Annotated in this window: 17 protein-coding genes and 1 tRNA gene; 8 read left to right on the top strand and 10 right to left on the bottom strand. The window is 40.5% G+C overall.

The features are described from left to right. Nucleotides 1–6 precede the first annotated feature (6 nt). From tilS to trmB, 7 genes are all read right to left on the bottom strand, one after another. Nucleotides 7–1,302 carry a tRNA lysidine(34) synthetase TilS gene (gene tilS, locus K2X50_05365; GenBank protein MBX9586669.1) on the bottom strand — a complete coding sequence of 432 codons (1,296 nt, stop codon included), beginning with the start codon at nt 1,300–1,302 and terminating at the stop codon, nt 7–9. Nucleotide 1,303: 1 nt separating this feature from the next. After that, entirely contained in the window at nt 1,304–2,260 is a 957-nt protein-coding gene (locus K2X50_05360) for an acetyl-CoA carboxylase carboxyltransferase subunit alpha (GenBank protein ID MBX9586668.1), read from the bottom strand. 104 nt (nt 2,261–2,364) lie between these two features. Further along, the gene (locus K2X50_05355; protein MBX9586667.1) at nt 2,365–3,123 is read right to left on the bottom strand and encodes a ZIP family metal transporter; all 759 of its coding nucleotides are present in this window, start codon (nt 3,121–3,123) and stop codon (nt 2,365–2,367) included. A gap of 17 nt (nt 3,124–3,140) precedes the next feature. Continuing rightward, nucleotides 3,141–4,130 (bottom strand): malate dehydrogenase, encoded by a 990-nt coding sequence (locus K2X50_05350; protein MBX9586666.1) that lies wholly within the window; start codon nt 4,128–4,130, stop codon nt 3,141–3,143. After that, nucleotides 4,127–4,948 (bottom strand): 3'(2'),5'-bisphosphate nucleotidase CysQ, encoded by an 822-nt coding sequence (gene cysQ, locus K2X50_05345; protein MBX9586665.1) that lies wholly within the window; start codon nt 4,946–4,948, stop codon nt 4,127–4,129. The genes K2X50_05350 and cysQ overlap by 4 nt, the downstream gene beginning before the upstream one ends. Continuing rightward, nucleotides 4,945–5,346 carry a hypothetical protein gene (locus tag K2X50_05340; protein ID MBX9586664.1) on the bottom strand — a complete coding sequence of 134 codons (402 nt, stop codon included), beginning with the start codon at nt 5,344–5,346 and terminating at the stop codon, nt 4,945–4,947. Before K2X50_05340 ends, cysQ begins: the two co-directional genes overlap by 4 nt. A gap of 12 nt (nt 5,347–5,358) precedes the next feature. Continuing rightward, entirely contained in the window at nt 5,359–5,988 is a 630-nt protein-coding gene (gene trmB / locus K2X50_05335) for a tRNA (guanosine(46)-N7)-methyltransferase TrmB (protein ID MBX9586663.1), read from the bottom strand. A gap of 164 nt (nt 5,989–6,152) precedes the next feature. Between trmB and K2X50_05330 the strand changes: the two genes are divergently transcribed. The 5 genes from K2X50_05330 to K2X50_05310 all read left to right on the top strand — a co-directional run bounded on the left by K2X50_05330 (nt 6,153) and on the right by K2X50_05310 (nt 10,992). Beyond that, nucleotides 6,153–8,204 carry an AsmA family protein gene (locus tag K2X50_05330; GenBank protein MBX9586662.1) on the top strand — a complete coding sequence of 684 codons (2,052 nt, stop codon included), beginning with the start codon at nt 6,153–6,155 and terminating at the stop codon, nt 8,202–8,204. A gap of 4 nt (nt 8,205–8,208) precedes the next feature. Next, a complete protein-coding gene (gene mutY, locus K2X50_05325; GenBank protein ID MBX9586661.1) occupies nt 8,209–9,282 on the top strand; it encodes an A/G-specific adenine glycosylase in 1,074 nt (357 codons plus the stop codon). Nucleotides 9,283–9,292: 10 nt separating this feature from the next. Further along, complete coding sequence (locus K2X50_05320; protein ID MBX9586660.1) at nt 9,293–9,565, top strand: oxidative damage protection protein; 273 nt, start codon at nt 9,293–9,295, stop codon at nt 9,563–9,565. A 132-nt stretch (nt 9,566–9,697) separates the two neighbouring features. Then, a tRNA-Phe gene (locus K2X50_05315) sits at nt 9,698–9,773 on the top strand. A gap of 34 nt (nt 9,774–9,807) precedes the next feature. Continuing rightward, nucleotides 9,808–10,992, top strand: a complete 1,185-nt coding sequence (locus tag K2X50_05310; GenBank protein MBX9586659.1) for an SEL1-like repeat protein — start codon at nt 9,808–9,810, stop codon at nt 10,990–10,992. A 78-nt stretch (nt 10,993–11,070) separates the two neighbouring features. Here the strand turns inward: K2X50_05310 and dusA are convergent, their stop codons facing one another. Next, the gene (gene dusA / locus K2X50_05305; GenBank protein MBX9586658.1) at nt 11,071–12,051 is read right to left on the bottom strand and encodes a tRNA dihydrouridine(20/20a) synthase DusA; all 981 of its coding nucleotides are present in this window, start codon (nt 12,049–12,051) and stop codon (nt 11,071–11,073) included. Next, the gene (recJ, locus tag K2X50_05300) at nt 12,038–13,819 is read right to left on the bottom strand and encodes a single-stranded-DNA-specific exonuclease RecJ (protein MBX9586657.1); all 1,782 of its coding nucleotides are present in this window, start codon (nt 13,817–13,819) and stop codon (nt 12,038–12,040) included. Before recJ ends, dusA begins: the two co-directional genes overlap by 14 nt. 49 nt (nt 13,820–13,868) lie before the next feature. Between recJ and K2X50_05295 the strand changes: the two genes are divergently transcribed. After that, nucleotides 13,869–14,240, top strand: coding sequence for an Mth938-like domain-containing protein (locus K2X50_05295; GenBank protein MBX9586656.1), 372 nt, complete (start codon nt 13,869–13,871; stop codon nt 14,238–14,240). A 19-nt stretch (nt 14,241–14,259) separates the two neighbouring features. After that, nucleotides 14,260–15,894, top strand: coding sequence for an NAD+ synthase (locus K2X50_05290; GenBank protein ID MBX9586655.1), 1,635 nt, complete (start codon nt 14,260–14,262; stop codon nt 15,892–15,894). Here K2X50_05290 and rluD read toward each other — a convergent pair. Further along, nucleotides 15,885–16,829 carry a 23S rRNA pseudouridine(1911/1915/1917) synthase RluD gene (rluD, locus tag K2X50_05285; protein MBX9586654.1) on the bottom strand — a complete coding sequence of 315 codons (945 nt, stop codon included), beginning with the start codon at nt 16,827–16,829 and terminating at the stop codon, nt 15,885–15,887. The two genes, K2X50_05290 and rluD, sit on opposite strands and share 10 nt — an antisense overlap. A gap of 53 nt (nt 16,830–16,882) precedes the next feature. Between rluD and K2X50_05280 the strand changes: the two genes are divergently transcribed. Then, nucleotides 16,883–17,581, top strand: a complete 699-nt coding sequence (locus tag K2X50_05280) for a 4'-phosphopantetheinyl transferase superfamily protein (protein ID MBX9586653.1) — start codon at nt 16,883–16,885, stop codon at nt 17,579–17,581. The last annotated feature ends 469 nt before the right edge of the window (nt 17,582–18,050 follow it).

Here is an 18,050-nt window from a genome sequence, read left to right as displayed (position 1 = left end):
CCCAGGCTAATTACACACGTTGATTTGATCGTGTGACGAAATTAGCACCGCAATCAATTCATCACCTGAATAAATCAGCGGAACGCGATCTCGGCGCCAAGGTAAAACACTCCATTCTTGAAATAACTTTTTCAATTCATGTCTGCCTTCGCGCCCTGGAAGTTTCATCACTTCTCCACCCTGCCTAAATCGAACTATCGCTGGCCCTTCAATAGACGATAATGATCTTCCTATTATTCGGTCATCATTTATTTCGATCACACCTAAATCGGCAGGTAATTTTAAAGACGCTTGCCTATCCCAAACGATTTCCACACTGGAATCAAAATCCGATACTGGCGGCATCGCAAATAAAAACCCCTTAAATCGCCGCACTTCTGCACCAGGCCATTGCACACAAGGAATTTTATCATCGGCAGCGTGCACTCCTTCACGCAATAAACAATCTAAATGCACCGTTGAAGGCAAGGGTAATTTTTGCTTTTCAATCCAATAACGCAGCACATTTTTTTGTCGTTGAATAGAGTGTTGTAATAATTTTTCAATATTCATGGCGTGATATTTTTGATCTAATACGTTATCTAAATCTTCATGCGCTAATTCATCAAGCATATCACTCGCACTTGCACAATGCTCAGCACTTCGTGATAGTGTTTTTTCGATACTGGGCCAGCGATCAGCTAACAAAGGAAAAATCGTTTGACGCAGAAAGTTACGATCAAAATGTGTATTTTCATTGCTAGGATCTTCGATCCATTTCAAGTGAAAAACATTAGCGTAGTTTACAATCATCGCACGAGAAATTTCTAAAAAAGGTCTATATAAAATCCCTTGATTAAAATCGGCATTCAGAGGCATCGCAGCTAATCCTTTAACACCCGCACCTCGAATTAATTGTAATACTATTGTTTCGGCTTGATCGTTTTGATTGTGCGCAGTGACTAACACATCACCTGGCTCAATTATCTCAGAAAATGCGGTATATCGCGCTTCTCGAGCAGCAGCTTCAGGGCTTTGACCTTTTGCCGGTTTTGCATTGACGTGTTTAATTTCTAGAGAAACATTAAGAATCTGAGCTTGGCGAATACAATGCTCACGCCATGCGTCTGCCTGAGTTTGCAATCCATGATGAACATGAATAGCACTAATGTCGTGCGAAGAATTTTTATGGTGAACTAAAGCATGCAGCAGTACATGCGAATCTACTCCACCACTGTACGCCACCCAGATTTTTTTTTGCTCTTCACATTTTGCAAAGAATTTTTTAATGACATCATCAACAATCTTTACAATGTCATTCATACTATTTTCCGGAACGACCCACTGCCATTAATCGTTGATAACGCTGCTCAACTAATTTTTCAATAGACATCGATTGTAATTGTTTTAATTGACGTGCTAACACTGATTTAAGTGTTTGAGACATGGCTTCCATGTCACGGTGTGCACCGCCGAGTGGCTCAGGCACTATTTCATCGATGAGTCCAAGTTTGAATAATCGATCAGGTGTTACTCCCATCGCTTCAGCAGCTTCATCGGCTTTATCAGCGCTCTTCCATAAAATTGAAGCACAACCTTCAGGTGAAATAACAGCGTAAATACTGTACTGCAACATAATGACTCTATCGCCAACACCAATTGCCAAAGCACCACCCGAACTTCCTTCCCCAATTACCGTACAAATAATAGGTGTTCGTAATGAGGACATTTCAAATAAATTTCGAGCGATTGCTTCACTTTGGTTTCGTTCTTCCGCATCGATACCCGGATAAGCACCCGGTGTATCGATAAAGGTAAAAATGGGCAATTGAAATCGCTCTGCTAATTGCATTAACCGTAGCGCTTTTCGAAAATCTTCAGGTCTTGGCATTCCAAAATTGCGTTGTACTTTTTCTTTAGTTGTACGCCCTTTTTGTTGGCCGATAATCATAACGGGTTGATCGTTAAATCGCGCAATGCCACCAACAATTACTGCACCGTTAGAAAAATGGCGATCGCCATGAAGTTCATCAAAATCGGTAAAAATGTGTTCGATATAATCGAGTGTATAGGGTCTTAATGGATGTCGAGCCATCTTAACCACTTGCTGAGAGGTTAATGAGCTAAAAATCGATTTGGTGAGATCGCGACTTTTAGCATCCAGCTTTTCAATTTCTTCGATTAAGTTGAGCTCAGTATCGGTGCCTACTCGACGTAATTCGTCAATTTTGGCCTCGAGCTCTGCGATAGGCTTCTCAAAATCAAGATGTGTCATATTCATTGGATTACCTTAGTTGAATCTATGGCTATTCTACCAATAAAGGGGTCAGATCTCAATTTGTCGAATTAGGTAAAGGTCAGGATGGGTCAAGTCTTGCCCCCCCTTCACACCCAGATGGCCACAACCCCCATCGATCCAATGCCCGTGATAAGAGCCATAAGCTCTGCAAAACGGTCTAGGAGCGGTTTTGGATGAAAGTGGTTATCGATTACATTGAGGGTCCCAATGTAGAGGAAAGATCCGGCTGCAAAGGCATTGAATACAGCCTCGGCAAGGGTGCCTGACCCGCTCTGTAAAAAACTACTGACCAAGGCCGCTAAAATAACGCCTATCGGTGACATTAAGGAAAACCCAATCAACATCATCGTCGCTCTAACATACGAAGAATAACCTCTTACAATCGTCACACCCAACGCAAAAGCTGCGGTACTTTTATGAGCCATAATCGCAATAAAAATCACTAAGGCGTTATTGAATAAACTGTTGATACCTAAAGCCGCACCTTCGATCAGTGAATGCAACGATAACATCACCAGTAATAATAAAGCGGTTAAACGGTGTGCGTGCATCCGATCTGCATGAGAATTCACCACACGTTCGATGAGGAGTAAAAATAAAAAACCCACCACACAAAACAAAATAGCATACGGATACGAAGCTAAATTTTGTGCTTTAAACGAAAGTTGCGCGGCCGGTAGCATGTGAAATAATGCAGCACCTAAAAAAACACCTGCAGCAACCGCTTCAAATAAACAGAGGGCGCGAGGGTGACGATCTCCCACCAGCAATGGAATAATACCTGCGATAATCGCAGCGAAAAAAAGTGCAATTGCACAAATAATTTTAAACGTCAATAATTCCATACTTGTTTCTTCTAAAACTAATCAGAAATTAATCCCAATTCTTTGACCGTATCTCTCTCACTTCGTAATTCGTTGAGCGTTGCTAACAATTTTGTTTGAGCAAAATCATTATGCTGAATTCCATCAATTACTTCTAATTTCCCACCCACAGTTCTGCATGGGAAAGAATAAATTAATCCCTCTTCAACACCATAGTGTCCCTGAGATGCAAGTGCCATTGAAAATGATTCGTTGGCAGGTGTGTCGTGTACTAAATTGTAAACACTATCAATAATTCCGTTCGAAGCTGAAGCAGCTGAAGAAGCACCTCGTGCTTCAATCACAGCAGCACCTCTTTTTTGAACTGTGCTGATAAAATCATTTTTCAACCAATTTTCATCTGAGATGACTTCATTCACGGATTTTCCATTAATATACGCATGATAAAAATCAGGATATTGGGTTGCAGAGTGATTTCCCCAGATATTCATTTTTGTGACGGCCGTGATAGGAACATTGGCTTTAATTGCAAGCTGAGCGCGCGCACGATTTTCATCGAGCATCGTCATCGCATAGAATCGATCTCGAGGAACATCAGGGGCATTGTGCATGGCAATTAAACAGTTCGTATTGCAAGGATTTCCTACTACTAATACTCGCACATCCTTTGCCGCATTATTATTAATCGCTTGACCTTGCCCTGTAAAAATTTTGCCGTTAATACCGAGTAAATCGCCTCGCTCCATACCCGCTTTGCGAGGTACAGCGCCGACTAAAATTGCCCAATTGATGTCACGCATTCCTTCATTTAAATCGGTAGTGCAAACAACATTTTTCAAAAGAGGAAATGCACAATCTTCCAATTCCATTACGATACCACGTAAGGCAGCTATAGATGCAGGCAATTCAATTAAATGCAAATCAACGGTGGTGTCTTGACCAAACATATCACCACTTGCAATTCTGAATAACAGCGCATAACAAATTTGACCACCAGCACCTGTGATCGCTACTCGTACATGTTTCATAATTTCCCCTGTATTAGATGAAGGTATTTTAACAAACTATCTAAATCGCCGGTTGCAAAAAAGCCCGGATTCACCATATCTTCCTTGGTGTTGTAACGTAATGCAAGTCCCTGCAAATCCACAACTGCCCCACCGGCTCCCGTGAGTATACATTGCCCTGCGGCGGTATCCCACTCACTGGTTGGCCCTAGACGAGGATACAAATCCGCTTTTTGCTCTGCAATTGCGCAAAATTTCAAGGAGCTGCCCATTGTCAGCACTGAATAATCGCCAATCTGACTCATTAACTCTGCCATTCGTTCGGCGTTATGACGTCGACTTGTCGCAAGAGAGAGCCGATGATTCGGCAACCACTTCCGCGTCGTCAACGATTTCACATTCCCTTTTGCATCTTTAAAAAAAGCCCCTGATTCAACACTTGCATAATACGCTGTCTGACGACAAGGAGAAACAATCACTCCTAAAATCGGCTCATGATTTTGTATCAATGCAATATTCACAGAAAATTCATCAGTGTGGGCAATAAACTCTTTGGTTCCATCCAATGGATCCACTAACCAAAAAAGTGGCCATCCTTTTCTTTCTTCAAATGAAGGAGAAAATCCTTCTTCAGAAATGAGTGGAATATCTGGCGTTAATTTTGATAAATCTTCCTCAATAACCTCATGAGCCAAAATATCTGCCTGTGTAACAGGTGATGCATCATTCTTCGTTTGAATAGCATACGATTCTTGCTGATAAATTTTTAATATTGCATCACCCGCAGAAAACGCAATTTGCATCACTCGAGGTAACAATGTATCGAAAGCAGAACTCATTGTGATTCAGGTGTCTTCGGTTTTTCAATAGGTTTTAAATATTGTTTTTCATAATCTTCAGATTGTTTTTGAATTGCCTCAAAAACACCACCCATTGTTGAAGCAGAACTTCCCATTACTTTCGCCTGATCTCCTGCGCGCTGAGAAATATTTCCGTAACCTACCGTTTTAGGCGCTAAAACATTCGTATTTTTTATTTGTGCGCCGCGTTTTACAAAGGCTAATCGCTTTGTAACAAGTGAGGTAATTTGAGAATCAATCATATCCATATTAGCTTGAATACAATCCAAATCGTTGCATTGCTTGGCTAACCAATCATATCCTTCAGCAACATTCGACGTTTGTGCAGATACGAACATCGGAAATAGAAATAATAAAACCAGAATAAAATAACGCATAGTAGACTCCTTTCAATTTTTAACAAGCAATAGATCCCACACTCCATGCCCCAACTTTTGTCCACGCCGCTCAAATTTTGTGACCGGCCGACTGTCAGGTCGTGGGATAAATTGACCAACTCCCCCCTTATTATCAAGCTGATGACAGTTTGATGCAACCTGCAACATGTGCTCTGCGTAATTTTCCCAATCTGTCGCCATATGAAAGTACCCGCCTCTTACTAACTTACTGGCCACACAGTTTACAAATTCGGGTTGAACCAAACGACGTTTGTGATGGCGTAATTTGGGCCACGGATCTGGAAAAAACAGCAAAACACCGGCCAAAGATTCTGGAGGTATGTGTTTTTCCAAGACGTCTTTTGCATCAAACATCATTATACGAACATTACTGACAGCGTGCTCAGCCAAATCAGCTAATAAGGCTCCTATGCCTGGTTTGTGGACTTCTATACCCAAATAATTAATCTGCGGATTTTGCTTAGCTAACGTCAGCAAGGATTGCCCCATCCCAAACCCTATTTCAACAACCACGGGAGCCTCTCGTCCAAATAGGGCCGCCAAATCAAGCTCTCCCGGCGGAACCTCGACCCCAAATTCTGCCCAAAGAGCTTCCAAAGCGTGCTTTTGACGTGGCGTCATTCGTCCTTCGCGTCGTACGAAGCTACGAATAGTTCGCAGATAGGTTTTCTCAGGCTGTTGCTCAATCACGGTACCGGCTCTCAAGTTTGTTAGACGTAAACACCATTCGAAGTCTATAATAGCAGAGGAGGATATCCAATATATATGATAGAAGGATCTAGTTTATGAAAGCAGTGCTTAAAGTAGTTGTAGGATTAATGAGCTTATTGCTCTTAATTGCGATCACAACCGCAGTTCTATTTACGACGATGGTAAATAGCGACGTGATAAAAAATCAAATTAGTCAGTACGTTAAAACTTCTACGGGCCGCGATCTCATTATCAAAGGACCTCTACATGCTTCATTCTGGCCACGACTGGGAATTACTGTTGATGATGTCAGTTTGAGCAATCCGGCTGGATTTAAAGATGACACTTTTCTTTTTGCACATAAATTAACCATATCAGCAGAGCTCGCCCCACTGCTACACCGACAACTTGCAATTAATCGAGCTTCATTGACCGATGCCATTATTAATTTGCAAAAAAATGCGCAAGGACAAACCAATTGGAATTTTAGTAGTGCTGAACAAAAAAAATCTGACTCAACAGGTGAAACAAAGGCACACGAATCGATGGAATTTAATATTGCCGCTTTATCACTTAGTCGTACTACTTTTCATTATTCGGATGCCAAAACTCAGCAGCATTATTCTCTTGAGAAGGTCAATATGACTGCTGATAAGCTATCATCCGGCCATTCTTTTCCATTAAAAGGAAGTTTTACTTATATCAGTAATTCTTTATCCAAAACCACAATTAACTTTAACACATTAGCAAACTATGACTCAACTAATTCAAAATTATCTCTAGAAAACAGTGATATCCGCTTAAAACCTGAAAATTCACCTGAAATCGCTATTAAAGGTAATATTAAAGCCGATTTAAATTTATCTCTGATAAAATTTTTACCCCTCAACATGCAAATGGGCGATCTAATTATTGAAGGTGATTTGTCAGGCACTTATAGCTCAAATAATTTTGGTTTTGACGGACACATTACGAGTAATTCCTTTAATTTAAAACGTTTGTTATCGTCATCGAGCAAAGCATTTCAATTAAGCAATTCAAATTCACTCTCTAACGTCATGTTTACTGCTGACCTTCAAATAAACTCTCAAAAAATAAGATTAAAAGACCTCCACGGTAATGTTGATGGCCACCCTATCAGCGGTCAATTAGAATATTCCACATCACGATCACATCTTGGATTCGCTTTGTCTTCCGATCAACTCATACTTGAAGATTATTTACCTGGTAGTAGCTCATCAAAATCAGACGAAAAAAATACAACGGGAAAAACTTCTTCAGGCTCACTCGTGATCGATGGCACCATTGAACTGGGACACCTCAGTTATGATGTTTATCAGTTTTCACACTTGAAAACAAATCTGAAATACGCGTCGAAGAGACTCGATTTACCGAATTTTTCTGCAAGTATTTTCGGTGGAAGCACGAACGGGTTAATTAGCATTAATTTTTCAGGCAGCTCCCCTATCTTTAGCATTAGACAAAGAATGTCAGGAGTTTCTGCAGAGAAAATGCTAAGAACTTTGACAGGTTCCTCTAAACTCAATGGTATTGCAAACCTCAATATCAATGTAAATGCCTCTGGAAAATCAGGCAATGCAATTAAACAATCGCTTTCAGGCTCTATTAATTTTATAGTAAATAATGGCGCGATCTACGGCACCGATATTGATTATAAAGTCGAACAAGCCGTATCAAAAATTTCTCAACAGAATACTACAACCACGGACCGAGGCAACACACCGTTTACTCATCTCGCAGGCACGGCTTCTTTTAGTCAAGGCAATTGCTCTAACCCCGACTTAGAACTTTTGACACCAACTCTTAAAATACAAGCCAAAGGTAACTACAATTTGCTCAGCAGTAATATTAACTACAAACTTACCTGTCGTTTATTACAACCGCATCCCATCAAAACCGAATATAGCGGGACAAAAATAGATGCCGATTTGTCTAACTATGATTTCCCTACAACAGTAGGATGTACTCTACAAAATCCATGCGTTTCTGTAGACCTTGGGGGAGTTCTGAAAATATTGGCTGTAGAAGGTGTAAAAGCTGTTGCAAAAACTGCCATTAAAAAAGAACTTCTGAAAAATGTCGATGAAAATCTCGGCAACGTCATCAATAAACTATTAGAACCCTAAAATTATGGAACACACAATTAACTCATCACAATTTCAGCAACGCGTTTTACAGTGGTACGATCAAGAAGGTCGAAAAGATTTACCCTGGCAACAAAATATCACGCCCTATCGAGTATGGGTGTCTGAAATCATGTTGCAACAAACGCAAGTGAATACTGTAATTCCCTACTTTAATCGTTTTATGCAAAAATTTCCGCAAGTTGATGATTTAGCGAAAGCAAAATTAGATGAAGTGCTTCATTTATGGACAGGACTCGGTTACTACGCTCGCGCAAGAAATCTGCATAAAACGGCCAATATAGTTGTTGCTAATTTTAATGGCGAATTTCCAAAAAATGTTGAAGAACTTTCACAATTGCCCGGAATTGGACGATCTACTGCGGGTGCAATCCTTAGCATTTCTCACGATCAATTCGCCCCTATTTTAGATGGTAATGTAAAACGTGTTTTGAGCCGAGTTTTTGCTGTTCCAGGTTGGCCTGGTGATATATCTGTTGCAAAAAAACTCTGGAGTATAGCTGAACACTATACGCCTCAAAATCGTTGTAGGGATTACACCCAAGCTATGATGGATTTAGGCGCCCTACTTTGTACTCGAACAAAACCGTCTTGTACAATTTGCCCTTTGGAAAATTTCTGCCAGGCCTTTGCAACGAAAAACCCTCAAGATTATCCTGGAAAAAAACCACGTAAATCTCTTCCTGTTCGAGTAAAACAATTTTTAATTCTCATACATAATAATAAAGTTCTTTTAGAAAATAGACCTCAGAGCGGAATTTGGGGAGGATTATGGAGCCTACCAGAATGCGAACAAAATACTCAACCTAAAGAATATTGCGAAAGTCTGTACTCTTGCAAAATTAAATCCATTAAAACCTTGCCTGTTACTCGACATACTTTTAGTCACTTTCACCTCGATATTAATCCCGTTATACTGAACGTTCAACGATGGCCATCTCACATTAAGGAGAACGATCCGTACTGCTGGATTGATACAAACGGGACTATTGAATTAGGATTAGCCGCACCCGTTAAACAGTTATTGCAACAACTTACCGATACTATTTCATCACTCTAAGGACGCCTCTATGACACGTAAAATATTTTGTCTGAAATTGCAAAAAGAAGCTCACGGCCTCACTCACCCCCCCTACCCTGGCGATATCGGCCAAGAAATTTATGACCATATCAGCACTGAAGCTTGGCAGCTTTGGCTAGATCATCAAACCATGCTGATCAACGAGAACCGCCTCGTCCTTACTGATACAGCAGCTAAAGAATTTTTAAAAAGTGAAATGGTTAAATTTTTATTCAAGGGTGGATCCGATAAACCAGCGGGCTATGTACCCCCAGATAAATAATAGATGGGGTAGCAGGCCATTAAAGAAAGCACCTCAATAATCCTGGATTCCAACTGCAGAATCTAGGATAATCCCCTCTTAAACTAGAAATCACTTGACTCGCAACTGCAGTCCCGGTTTAATTTACTCGGCGGCCAGATAGCTCAGTCGGTAGAGCAAGGGATTGAAAATCCCTGTGTCGGTGGTTCGATTCCACCTCTGGCCACCACTCTCCTGTAGTCTCCCTACTTTGAGGTTTTAGCATGGTAAAATTCATTGCAGTAATCCTTACGGCATTTTTCTTGCCTGCGATGGCTTACGCCTCAGAGAATACGGATAATTGGTTCGACAATTATCGTACCAATACAAGCAATGCAATTTCCCAAGCACTTGAAAAAAATCTAGGTAAAGATCAATCTTTTGAAAGTGGTGTGAGAGCACTATCAACTGAAGATTATGCGAACGCGTTCAAGTTACTCTTGGAACGAGCAGAAGATGGTTATCCTCCCGCTCAACTTCTCATCGCGCGACTGTATTTTTCTGGCAAAGGTGTCAATAAAGATATTAAACAGGCTTTGCAATGGTACCAAAAAGCTGCGGAGCAGAAACTTGGAGACGCTCAAGTCGATCTTGGTGTCATTTACACACTTGGAAAAAGCGTTGAAAAAGATGAAAAATTAGGCCGAAGCTGGTTTGAAAAAGCAGCCGCTCAAGGACTTCCTGATGCGCAATTTTTTCTCGCTGCATGCTATTACGAAGGTGTAGGCGGTCCTCGCGATGATAAAAAAGCTTTTCAAAATCTTCAAGCAGCAGCTCAGCAAAATTTACCGGTTGCTCAATATTATTTATCGTCTCTTTATTTTCATGGTGAAGGCACCAAAAAAGATGATGAACGCTCATTTTATTGGATGAAAGCTGCGGCAGATAACGATTACACCCCTGCCTTAAATGATCTTGCCATTTACTATGCTCGAGGTACTGGCACGAAAAAAAATGAAGCCAAAGCTTATGAATTGTACAATTATGCGGCGGGTCTTGGTGATAGCGCAGCCATGTATAATGTCGGTTATGTTCTGCTTAAAGGTCAAGGTGTCAAACAAGACCCTACACGAGCAATCAAATGGTTAGAGCTATCCGCTCAAAATCATGTTCCTTGCGCTGCCCTAGACTTAGGCGTCGTTTATACCGAAGGAAAATATGTTAAACAAGATTCGACTGCAGCAAAAGAATGGTTCCGAAATGCGATTAAGTACGCAACTAATTCTGAAACATTTACATTGAATTTACCATTTACTCCCGAATCTTCTAAGATCGGTCCCGTGGCTGATCAATTTGCGGAATTTATGGTTAATAAAACCTTAAATGCTTCTACTCCTCCAACGACCTCTGATGCACAAAAATTAATGCAAGATATTGCAAAACAATTTTCTGATAAGTGTTGGCAGTAATCACGAGGCGTCAGATCTAAGATTTATACATTCATAACCAGGATATTAGCCAATTACTAGCCAGAGAATATAGCAATCTTAGATCTGACCCCTTGCAATGATTTTTTTCAAAATCGATGAATCCGAATCAAATTTAGTACATTCCTTACTCAATTTTTGTCGCCACACTCGTGCTCCATCAACTCCGTGAAATAACCCCACCATGTGACGGGTAATTTGATGTAATCGACCCCCATTTTCTAAATGCTTATCAATATAGGGTAACATTGCTTCTACAATTTGCAGACGAGTTGGTATTGTTGATTTATCAGAATAAAAATCTTGATCGACACGCGATAACAAATAAGGATTATGATACGCAGCACGTCCTAACATAACAGCATCGACGTGCTGCAGATGTTCATCGACTGCTTCCAAAGTTTCAATGCCACCATTAATGACGATCGTAAGATCAGGGAAATCTTTTTTGAGTTTATAAACAACATCATATCTTAAAGGTGGTACTTCACGATTTTGACGTGGGCTCAAACCTTTTAACCACGCTTTGCGTGCATGAATAACAAAGATATTGATCCCACTTTCTATGAGAGTATGAACAAACTCTTTTAGTGCCTCATAAGAATCTTGTTCATCAACTCCAATGCGAGTTTTTATTGTCACAGGAATTTTTACTGCTTCTTTCATCGCTGATAAACATTCTTTTACTAACTCAGGCTCCTTCATCAAGCAAGCACCAAATCGACCAGCTTGAACTCGATCACTCGGGCAACCTACATTTAAATTAATTTCGTCATAACCCCACTGCTCTCCTATTCGAGCACATTCTGCTAATTTAAGTGGGTCACTTCCGCCAATTTGTAACGCAATAGGTTTTTCAATTGGATCGAAGTCTAAAAGTTTTTCTCGATGTCCGTGTATGATGGCATCTTGAGTCACCATTTCTGTGTACAACAATGTATGATGTGTTATTAATCGCGCAAAATAACGATAATGACGGTCAGTACAATCCATCATAGGCGCAATGGAAATAGTACGGTTCAAAAGATTATTGTCCACCATTAATGGCTTCCACATGTTCTATAATTAATTGTACCTGGCGTCTTTCTTGCCATTCATTAATATCGAGTCTATAAGCTACGTGTATTTGATCGCAGTGATGATTTGGCCATTTGGTATTATCAATATTAAAGGCAATAGCATCTATAAAATTATTATCGGTCGTTTTTAGCGTAAATTTAAGATGTTTTTCTTTTAATAGTCGCTGTTGTACCACTTCGAATGCTCCGTCAAAAATAGGTTCAGGGAAACCTTGCCCCCACGGACCCGCGTCACGCAATAATTCAGCTGTACGCAAGTTTAATTGAATGGCAGTTAATTCACCATCTGATAAAATTTGTCCGCATAAATCGGTCTCATTAAGATGTTTTCGCACTTCACTATCGAAAGCTGCTGCAAATGCGGTGAAATTTTCACGAGGAAGTGTCAATCCCGCGGCCATTGCATGGCCACCAAATTTTGTCACTAGTCCAGGGTGCTGACTCGCGATGGCATCTAAAACATCACGGATATGTAGTCCAGTGACAGAGCGCGCAGATCCTTTTATTTCGTCCTTCCCGCTCACTGCAAAGGCAATTACTGGTCTATGATGCATTTCTTTAATTCTAGATGCGAGAATGCCTATCACGCCTTGATGCCAATTTTCGTCAAAAATACACAATCCTACAGGCAAATTCTTTTCCATTTTAATTTGTTTTAAATTTTGAATAGCTTGCTCACGCATATCCCATTCTATTTCTTTTCTTTCTCGATTTAGAGTGTCTAATTCCTGAGCTAAACTTCGTGCCACTAAAATATCAGTAGATAATAAACACGCAATACCTTTTGACATATCGGATAATCGACCCGCAGCATTTAATCGTGGCCCTACAACAAAACCTAAATCACTCGCCGTTAATTTTGCTGGTTTTTTTCCGGCTATTTCTAATAATGCCAAAATTCCAGGACGTGCCATTCCTCCACGGATGCGCGATAGTCCTTGATGAATTAATATTCGATTATTTTGATCTAATGGCACCACATCAGCGACGGTACCTAATGCAACTAAATCCAATAACTCTGCCATATTCGGTTCTGAGATTCCCTCGCGTTCAAACCATTTTTGTTCACGACAATAGCTACGCAGAGCCAACATCACATAAAAAATCACACCGACGCCAGCCAAGGCTTTACTCTGGAAAAGATCATCTCGAAGATTGGGATTCACGATGGCATCAGCATCGGGTAATTGAGCACCGGGTAAATGGTGATCCGTGACTACCACTTGCCATCCTTTCGATTTAGCGCTAGCGACACCTTCGTTACTAGAAATTCCATTATCGACCGTGACTAATACATCAGGATTCTGTTGTGCAGCAAACTCTACTATTTCAGGCGTTAAACCATATCCGTACTCAAACCGATTAGGCACTATATAGGAAACTTTTTGGGCCCCAAAATTTTGCAATGCGGTAACCGCAAGTGCAGTACTCGTTGCACCGTCCGCATCAAAATCGCCTACGATCAAAATATGCTTCTTCTGTTCCAAGGCCTGAAACAACACAGTCACGGCTTGTTCTATGCCGCCTAAATCTTTAAAGGGCAATAATGCTCGTAAATCTCGCTCCAATTCTTGTAGCGATGTAATACCGCGCGTAGCGAATATTTGAGCTAATAGGGGGTCCAAGCCCTCACTCTGAGCTAAAACTCGATTTTTCCTTCTCACTATGACTTTGTTCACGTAACCTCCTAACAGATTAGAGTAACGAATATCCCTCCATTCTTCCACCATAAAGTCTGTGTTATAGTAATCATTTTGATGAGCTATAGGTTTAAATGACATGATTGAAATAAGACAAGACCCATCAGGCGGTACCTACCGCATTCGAGGATATCAAAACAATAAGGTTCAGATTAATGAGTCCTCCTACGAACACAGCCTCATCGTCTGTAGCCACACTTTGATAGAAAACTGGCGCCCACGAAATATCGACGATTTACAACCTTCGGATTGGGAAGCTGTAATAGCCTTACAACCCAAACTCGTTTTACTAGGCACTGGATCAGTGTTACGATTTCCAGCAGATCATATTATGGCGCCGTTGATCGAGAAAAAAATTGGGTATGAAATAATGGATACTGCTGCAGCGTGTCGTACTTTTACAATTCTCATTGCAGAAGATCGAGAAGTTGTTGCAGCTCTAATAACCTGAAAATTCCTTGAGGTACACAATGTCAAATTCTTTAACTATTGTCATGGCTCAATTAAATTTTTTCGTCGGCGATATTGAAGGCAACACTTCAAAAATAATTGCCCATGTTCAACGTGCACGCGATGAACTCAAGGGCGATGTTGTTGTATTTCCAGAATTAGCTATTACTGGCTACCCCCCAGAAGATTTATTATTACGTCCTGGCTTATATTCACGAGTCAATGCAGCTTTACAAAAATTAACAGCTACCGTTAAAGGAATTGATGTTATCGTAGGATTTCCGTGGCGTGATGAAAATAATAATCGCTATAATGCATTGGCCCATATTCAAAATCAAAAAATTATCACACTATATTATAAAAAAGCATTACCTAATTACAGCGTATTCGATGAAGAACGGTATTTTACTGCTGGAGAAAAAGTGGGTATAACCACTATTAAAAATATTCGAGTTGCGTTATCTATCTGTGAAGATCTTTGGGTTCCCGAAGTTATGGCTGCAGCTAAATCAGAAAAAGCACAACTGATGATTTCAATTAATGCTTCACCATTTGATATGCATAAACGCGAAATTCGCGAAGAAACCATGGCTAAACGCGCTCAAGAAGGCAACATGCCAATCATTTATGTCAACACCGTTGGTGGTCAAGATGAATTAGTTTTTGATGGTGGATCAATGGCAATAAATTCCGATGGTAATGTTGAACACCACGCTCCTTTTTATGAAGAAATTTTGGAAGTTGTACAGATTTCAGGTGAACAAACCTTGAAAATTACTTCCGCGCGATTAGCACCACCTATGTCACTTGAGGCCAGAATTTATCACGCACTCGTTTTAGGTGTGCGAGATTATATTATAAAAAATGGATTTGATTCAGTAGTCATAGGATTATCGGGCGGTATTGATTCTGCATTAACTCTAGTTCTAGCAGTTGATGCCATCGGAGCCAATCATGTTGAAGCACTGCTCATGCCTTCACGTTACACGGCTGAAATCAGTATAACGGCTGCCCAAGAGCTCGCCGATATTGTGGGCGTAAAAAATCACATAATTTCAATTGAGCCGATGTTTCAAGCAGCCTTAGAAAGTCTTGCAACACAATTTGCAGGCCTACCACCTGATAGTACTGAAGAAAATATTCAAGCTCGTGTGCGCGGCACTTTACTCATGGCAGTTTCTAACAAGAGTCACGCTATTGTAATTTCAACGGGTAATAAAAGTGAACTATCCGTTGGTTACTGCACACTTTACGGCGATATGGTTGGCGGTTTCGCCGCATTAAAAGATATTCCAAAAACCTGGGTATATCGATTATCACATTACCGAAATTCATTAAGCAAAGTAATTCCACAAATTATCATTGACCGCCCACCTACTGCAGAATTAGCTAAAAATCAATTCGATCAAGATACGTTGCCGCCTTATGATATTCTTGACGAAATTTTAGAATTGTACATCGAGCAAGATGAAACATGGGAAAATATTGTTGCAAAAGGATTTGATAAAGAAACGGTTCTAAAAGTCATTCGCATGATTGATCGTAATGAATATAAACGTCGACAAGCACCTGTAGGTGTTCGGGTAACCCAAAAAGCCTTTGGTCGAGATAGGCGCTACCCTATCACCTCAGGTTTTACGAGAAGTCAGATCTGACCTCTCAAAAGTTCCAATAATTTCAGATAATCTTCAGGGATAGGTGCTTCCCATGACATTTCTTCTTGACTCATCGGATGCGTAAGCGTTAATTGAATAGCGTGTAGAGCTTGTCTTCGAAAATGAAGTAAATATTCACGTAAGTTTTCCGAACAATTTGCAGGAATTTTTAATCGTCCTCCGTAAACAGGATCACCTAAAACTGAATGATGAATATGCGACATATGTACTCGAATTTGATGAGTTCTTCCTGTTTCAAGTTTTACCGCTAATCGAGTAAATTGTAGAAATCGTTCTTTAATTCGATAATGGGTTACAGCCGATTTTCCCGATGCCACAATCGCCATTTTCGTTCTCTGAAGATGATGACGTCCGATGGGCATATCAATAGTTCCACCTGAAATCAATTCGCCTTGTACGACCGTATCGTATTCACGAATAATCGTGCGATTTTGAAGCTGTGTAATCAAGGAAGTATGCGCAGGTAACGTTCGAGCAACCACCATAATTCCCGAAGTATTTTTATCTAAGCGATGAACAATCCCTGCCCGGGGTAATGCTGCTAACTGAGGATCATGATGCAGCAAAGCATTGAGTAAAGTACCTTCCATATTACCTGCTCCGGGATGCACAACCAACCCAACTGGTTTGTTTAGCACGATAATAGCTTCATCTTCGTAAATAATGTCTAAGGCGATAGATTCTGGAAGAAAACGGGTGTCATTGGTCAATTCTGCGTTGATCTCAATTTTCTGTCCTTCAAGCACCTTATCACGCGGCCGCAGTACTTTTCCGTCCACGAGCACGACCTTATCCAATATCCACTGTTTGAAACTCTCTCTGGAATACTCGGGAAATGTCTTAGATAACACCTGATCGAGGCGTTGATCCGACATCTCTGCGGTCACTTCAGTCACTAAATGAATCGTTTTCATACCCACTTTTTCCTTGCCTTGAACTAATATAATCAGTAAGTTACAATATTTTTATGAACAATACCATTCACAATCCACTTCAAGTTTGGAATATCCCACTTTCAGTAGAAGAATCTGCACTAGAGCCTATGCTGAAAATTTTAACAGAAGAAGAGAAAAAAAACGCCGCTCAATTTAAATTCGACAAACATCGCCGTCGATACATTATATCACATGCCGTGATGCGAACTATCCTAGCGGATCAACTCCAAATTCCCATAGAAAAGCTCGTAATTTCTACGCTAGAAAAAGGTAAGCCTTTTATTCCTCATAATACTTTATTTTTTAATCTCTCTCATTCCGAAGATCTGGCTGTACTCGCTGTCTCCTGGCAAGGTAATGTGGGCATCGATGTTGAATATATGAAAAACGATCTTAGCACTCTCGATATCGGACGTCGTTTTTTTCATCCCTTAGAATATGATCAATTGAAAAACGCTTCTCCAGAACAACAACATGAATTTTTTTATCGTTGTTGGACAGGTAAAGAAGCTTTTCTCAAAACAAAAGGCCATGGTGTAGCCAATCATTTGCAATCTTTTGCTTTAGATTTTCAAGACTCTAAAAATACTCATATCATATTTGCATCCGACGAATTAAAAGAATTTAATGACTGGCATGTTTACACGTACAATCCATCTGATCATTTTTTATCTACAATTGTCAGCACAACGCCACAACCCGATATCCTCATTCGAAGTTGGAATTCGTAAACCGAAATACATATCGCATCCAAAGTCGGCGCGAGAATCCGACTGTCTTTCCGGGAATGGCTCGCTCGGGTCCCCCTCGCTGCGCTTTATTTCCCTCCAAGAAAGTTGGATTCTTCGCCTACGCGACTCAGGATAATTTACAATATTGCCTCGAGGTAAACTGAAGATATGTGAGAGCTTCATTTTTCTTAGGAAGTCTCCAGAGCTAAAGAAATAAAAATTTAGCACGGAGTTTAGGAGACTGGGCAAGATCTACCTTTTCAAGATCGTGAGAAACAGGATGTTTCGACCGAAGCCTCCAGGGACGGATTCACGGCGTTCTTGAAAAGGTTGTCTTGCCCAGTCCAACTCCTTAGATTTTCTTAAATTCTTTTCATTAGGCGGAAAGACAGTCGGATTCTCACGCCGACTTGAAGAACGCCTCGCTCTTATCTTTATGTTGCTTTGTGGCGACGCTTTTATTACCCTG

Source organism: Gammaproteobacteria bacterium (assembly GCA_019748175.1).
GTDB lineage: Bacteria > Pseudomonadota > Gammaproteobacteria > JAIEPX01 > JAIEPX01 > JAIEPX01.
This window is presented reverse-complemented; position numbering and strand designations above follow the sequence as displayed.

Bases quoted from the DNA above. Each gene is read 5' to 3' on its own strand.
- trmB (MBX9586663.1), bottom strand. From the start codon at position 5,988: ATGACGCCACGTCAAAAGCACGCTTTGGAAGCTCTTTGGGCAGAATTT.
- mutY (MBX9586661.1), top strand. From the start codon at position 8,209: ATGGAACACACAATTAACTCATCACAATTTCAGCAACGCGTTTTACAG.
- dusA (MBX9586658.1), bottom strand. From the start codon at position 12,051: ATGGTGGACAATAATCTTTTGAACCGTACTATTTCCATTGCGCCTATG.
- cysQ (MBX9586665.1), bottom strand. From the start codon at position 4,948: ATGAGTTCTGCTTTCGATACATTGTTACCTCGAGTGATGCAAATTGCG.
- K2X50_05360 (MBX9586668.1), bottom strand. From the start codon at position 2,260: ATGAATATGACACATCTTGATTTTGAGAAGCCTATCGCAGAGCTCGAG.
- K2X50_05340 (MBX9586664.1), bottom strand. From the start codon at position 5,346: ATGCGTTATTTTATTCTGGTTTTATTATTTCTATTTCCGATGTTCGTA.
- recJ (MBX9586657.1), bottom strand. From the start codon at position 13,819: ATGGTGGAAGAATGGAGGGATATTCGTTACTCTAATCTGTTAGGAGGT.
- K2X50_05355 (MBX9586667.1), bottom strand. From the start codon at position 3,123: ATGGAATTATTGACGTTTAAAATTATTTGTGCAATTGCACTTTTTTTC.
- K2X50_05320 (MBX9586660.1), top strand. From the start codon at position 9,293: ATGACACGTAAAATATTTTGTCTGAAATTGCAAAAAGAAGCTCACGGC.
- tilS (MBX9586669.1), bottom strand. From the start codon at position 1,302: ATGAATGACATTGTAAAGATTGTTGATGATGTCATTAAAAAATTCTTT.
- K2X50_05280 (MBX9586653.1), top strand. From the start codon at position 16,883: ATGAACAATACCATTCACAATCCACTTCAAGTTTGGAATATCCCACTT.
- K2X50_05310 (MBX9586659.1), top strand. From the start codon at position 9,808: ATGGTAAAATTCATTGCAGTAATCCTTACGGCATTTTTCTTGCCTGCG.
- K2X50_05350 (MBX9586666.1), bottom strand. From the start codon at position 4,130: ATGAAACATGTACGAGTAGCGATCACAGGTGCTGGTGGTCAAATTTGT.
- K2X50_05295 (MBX9586656.1), top strand. From the start codon at position 13,869: ATGATTGAAATAAGACAAGACCCATCAGGCGGTACCTACCGCATTCGA.
- K2X50_05290 (MBX9586655.1), top strand. From the start codon at position 14,260: ATGTCAAATTCTTTAACTATTGTCATGGCTCAATTAAATTTTTTCGTC.
- rluD (MBX9586654.1), bottom strand. From the start codon at position 16,829: ATGAAAACGATTCATTTAGTGACTGAAGTGACCGCAGAGATGTCGGAT.
- K2X50_05330 (MBX9586662.1), top strand. From the start codon at position 6,153: ATGAAAGCAGTGCTTAAAGTAGTTGTAGGATTAATGAGCTTATTGCTC.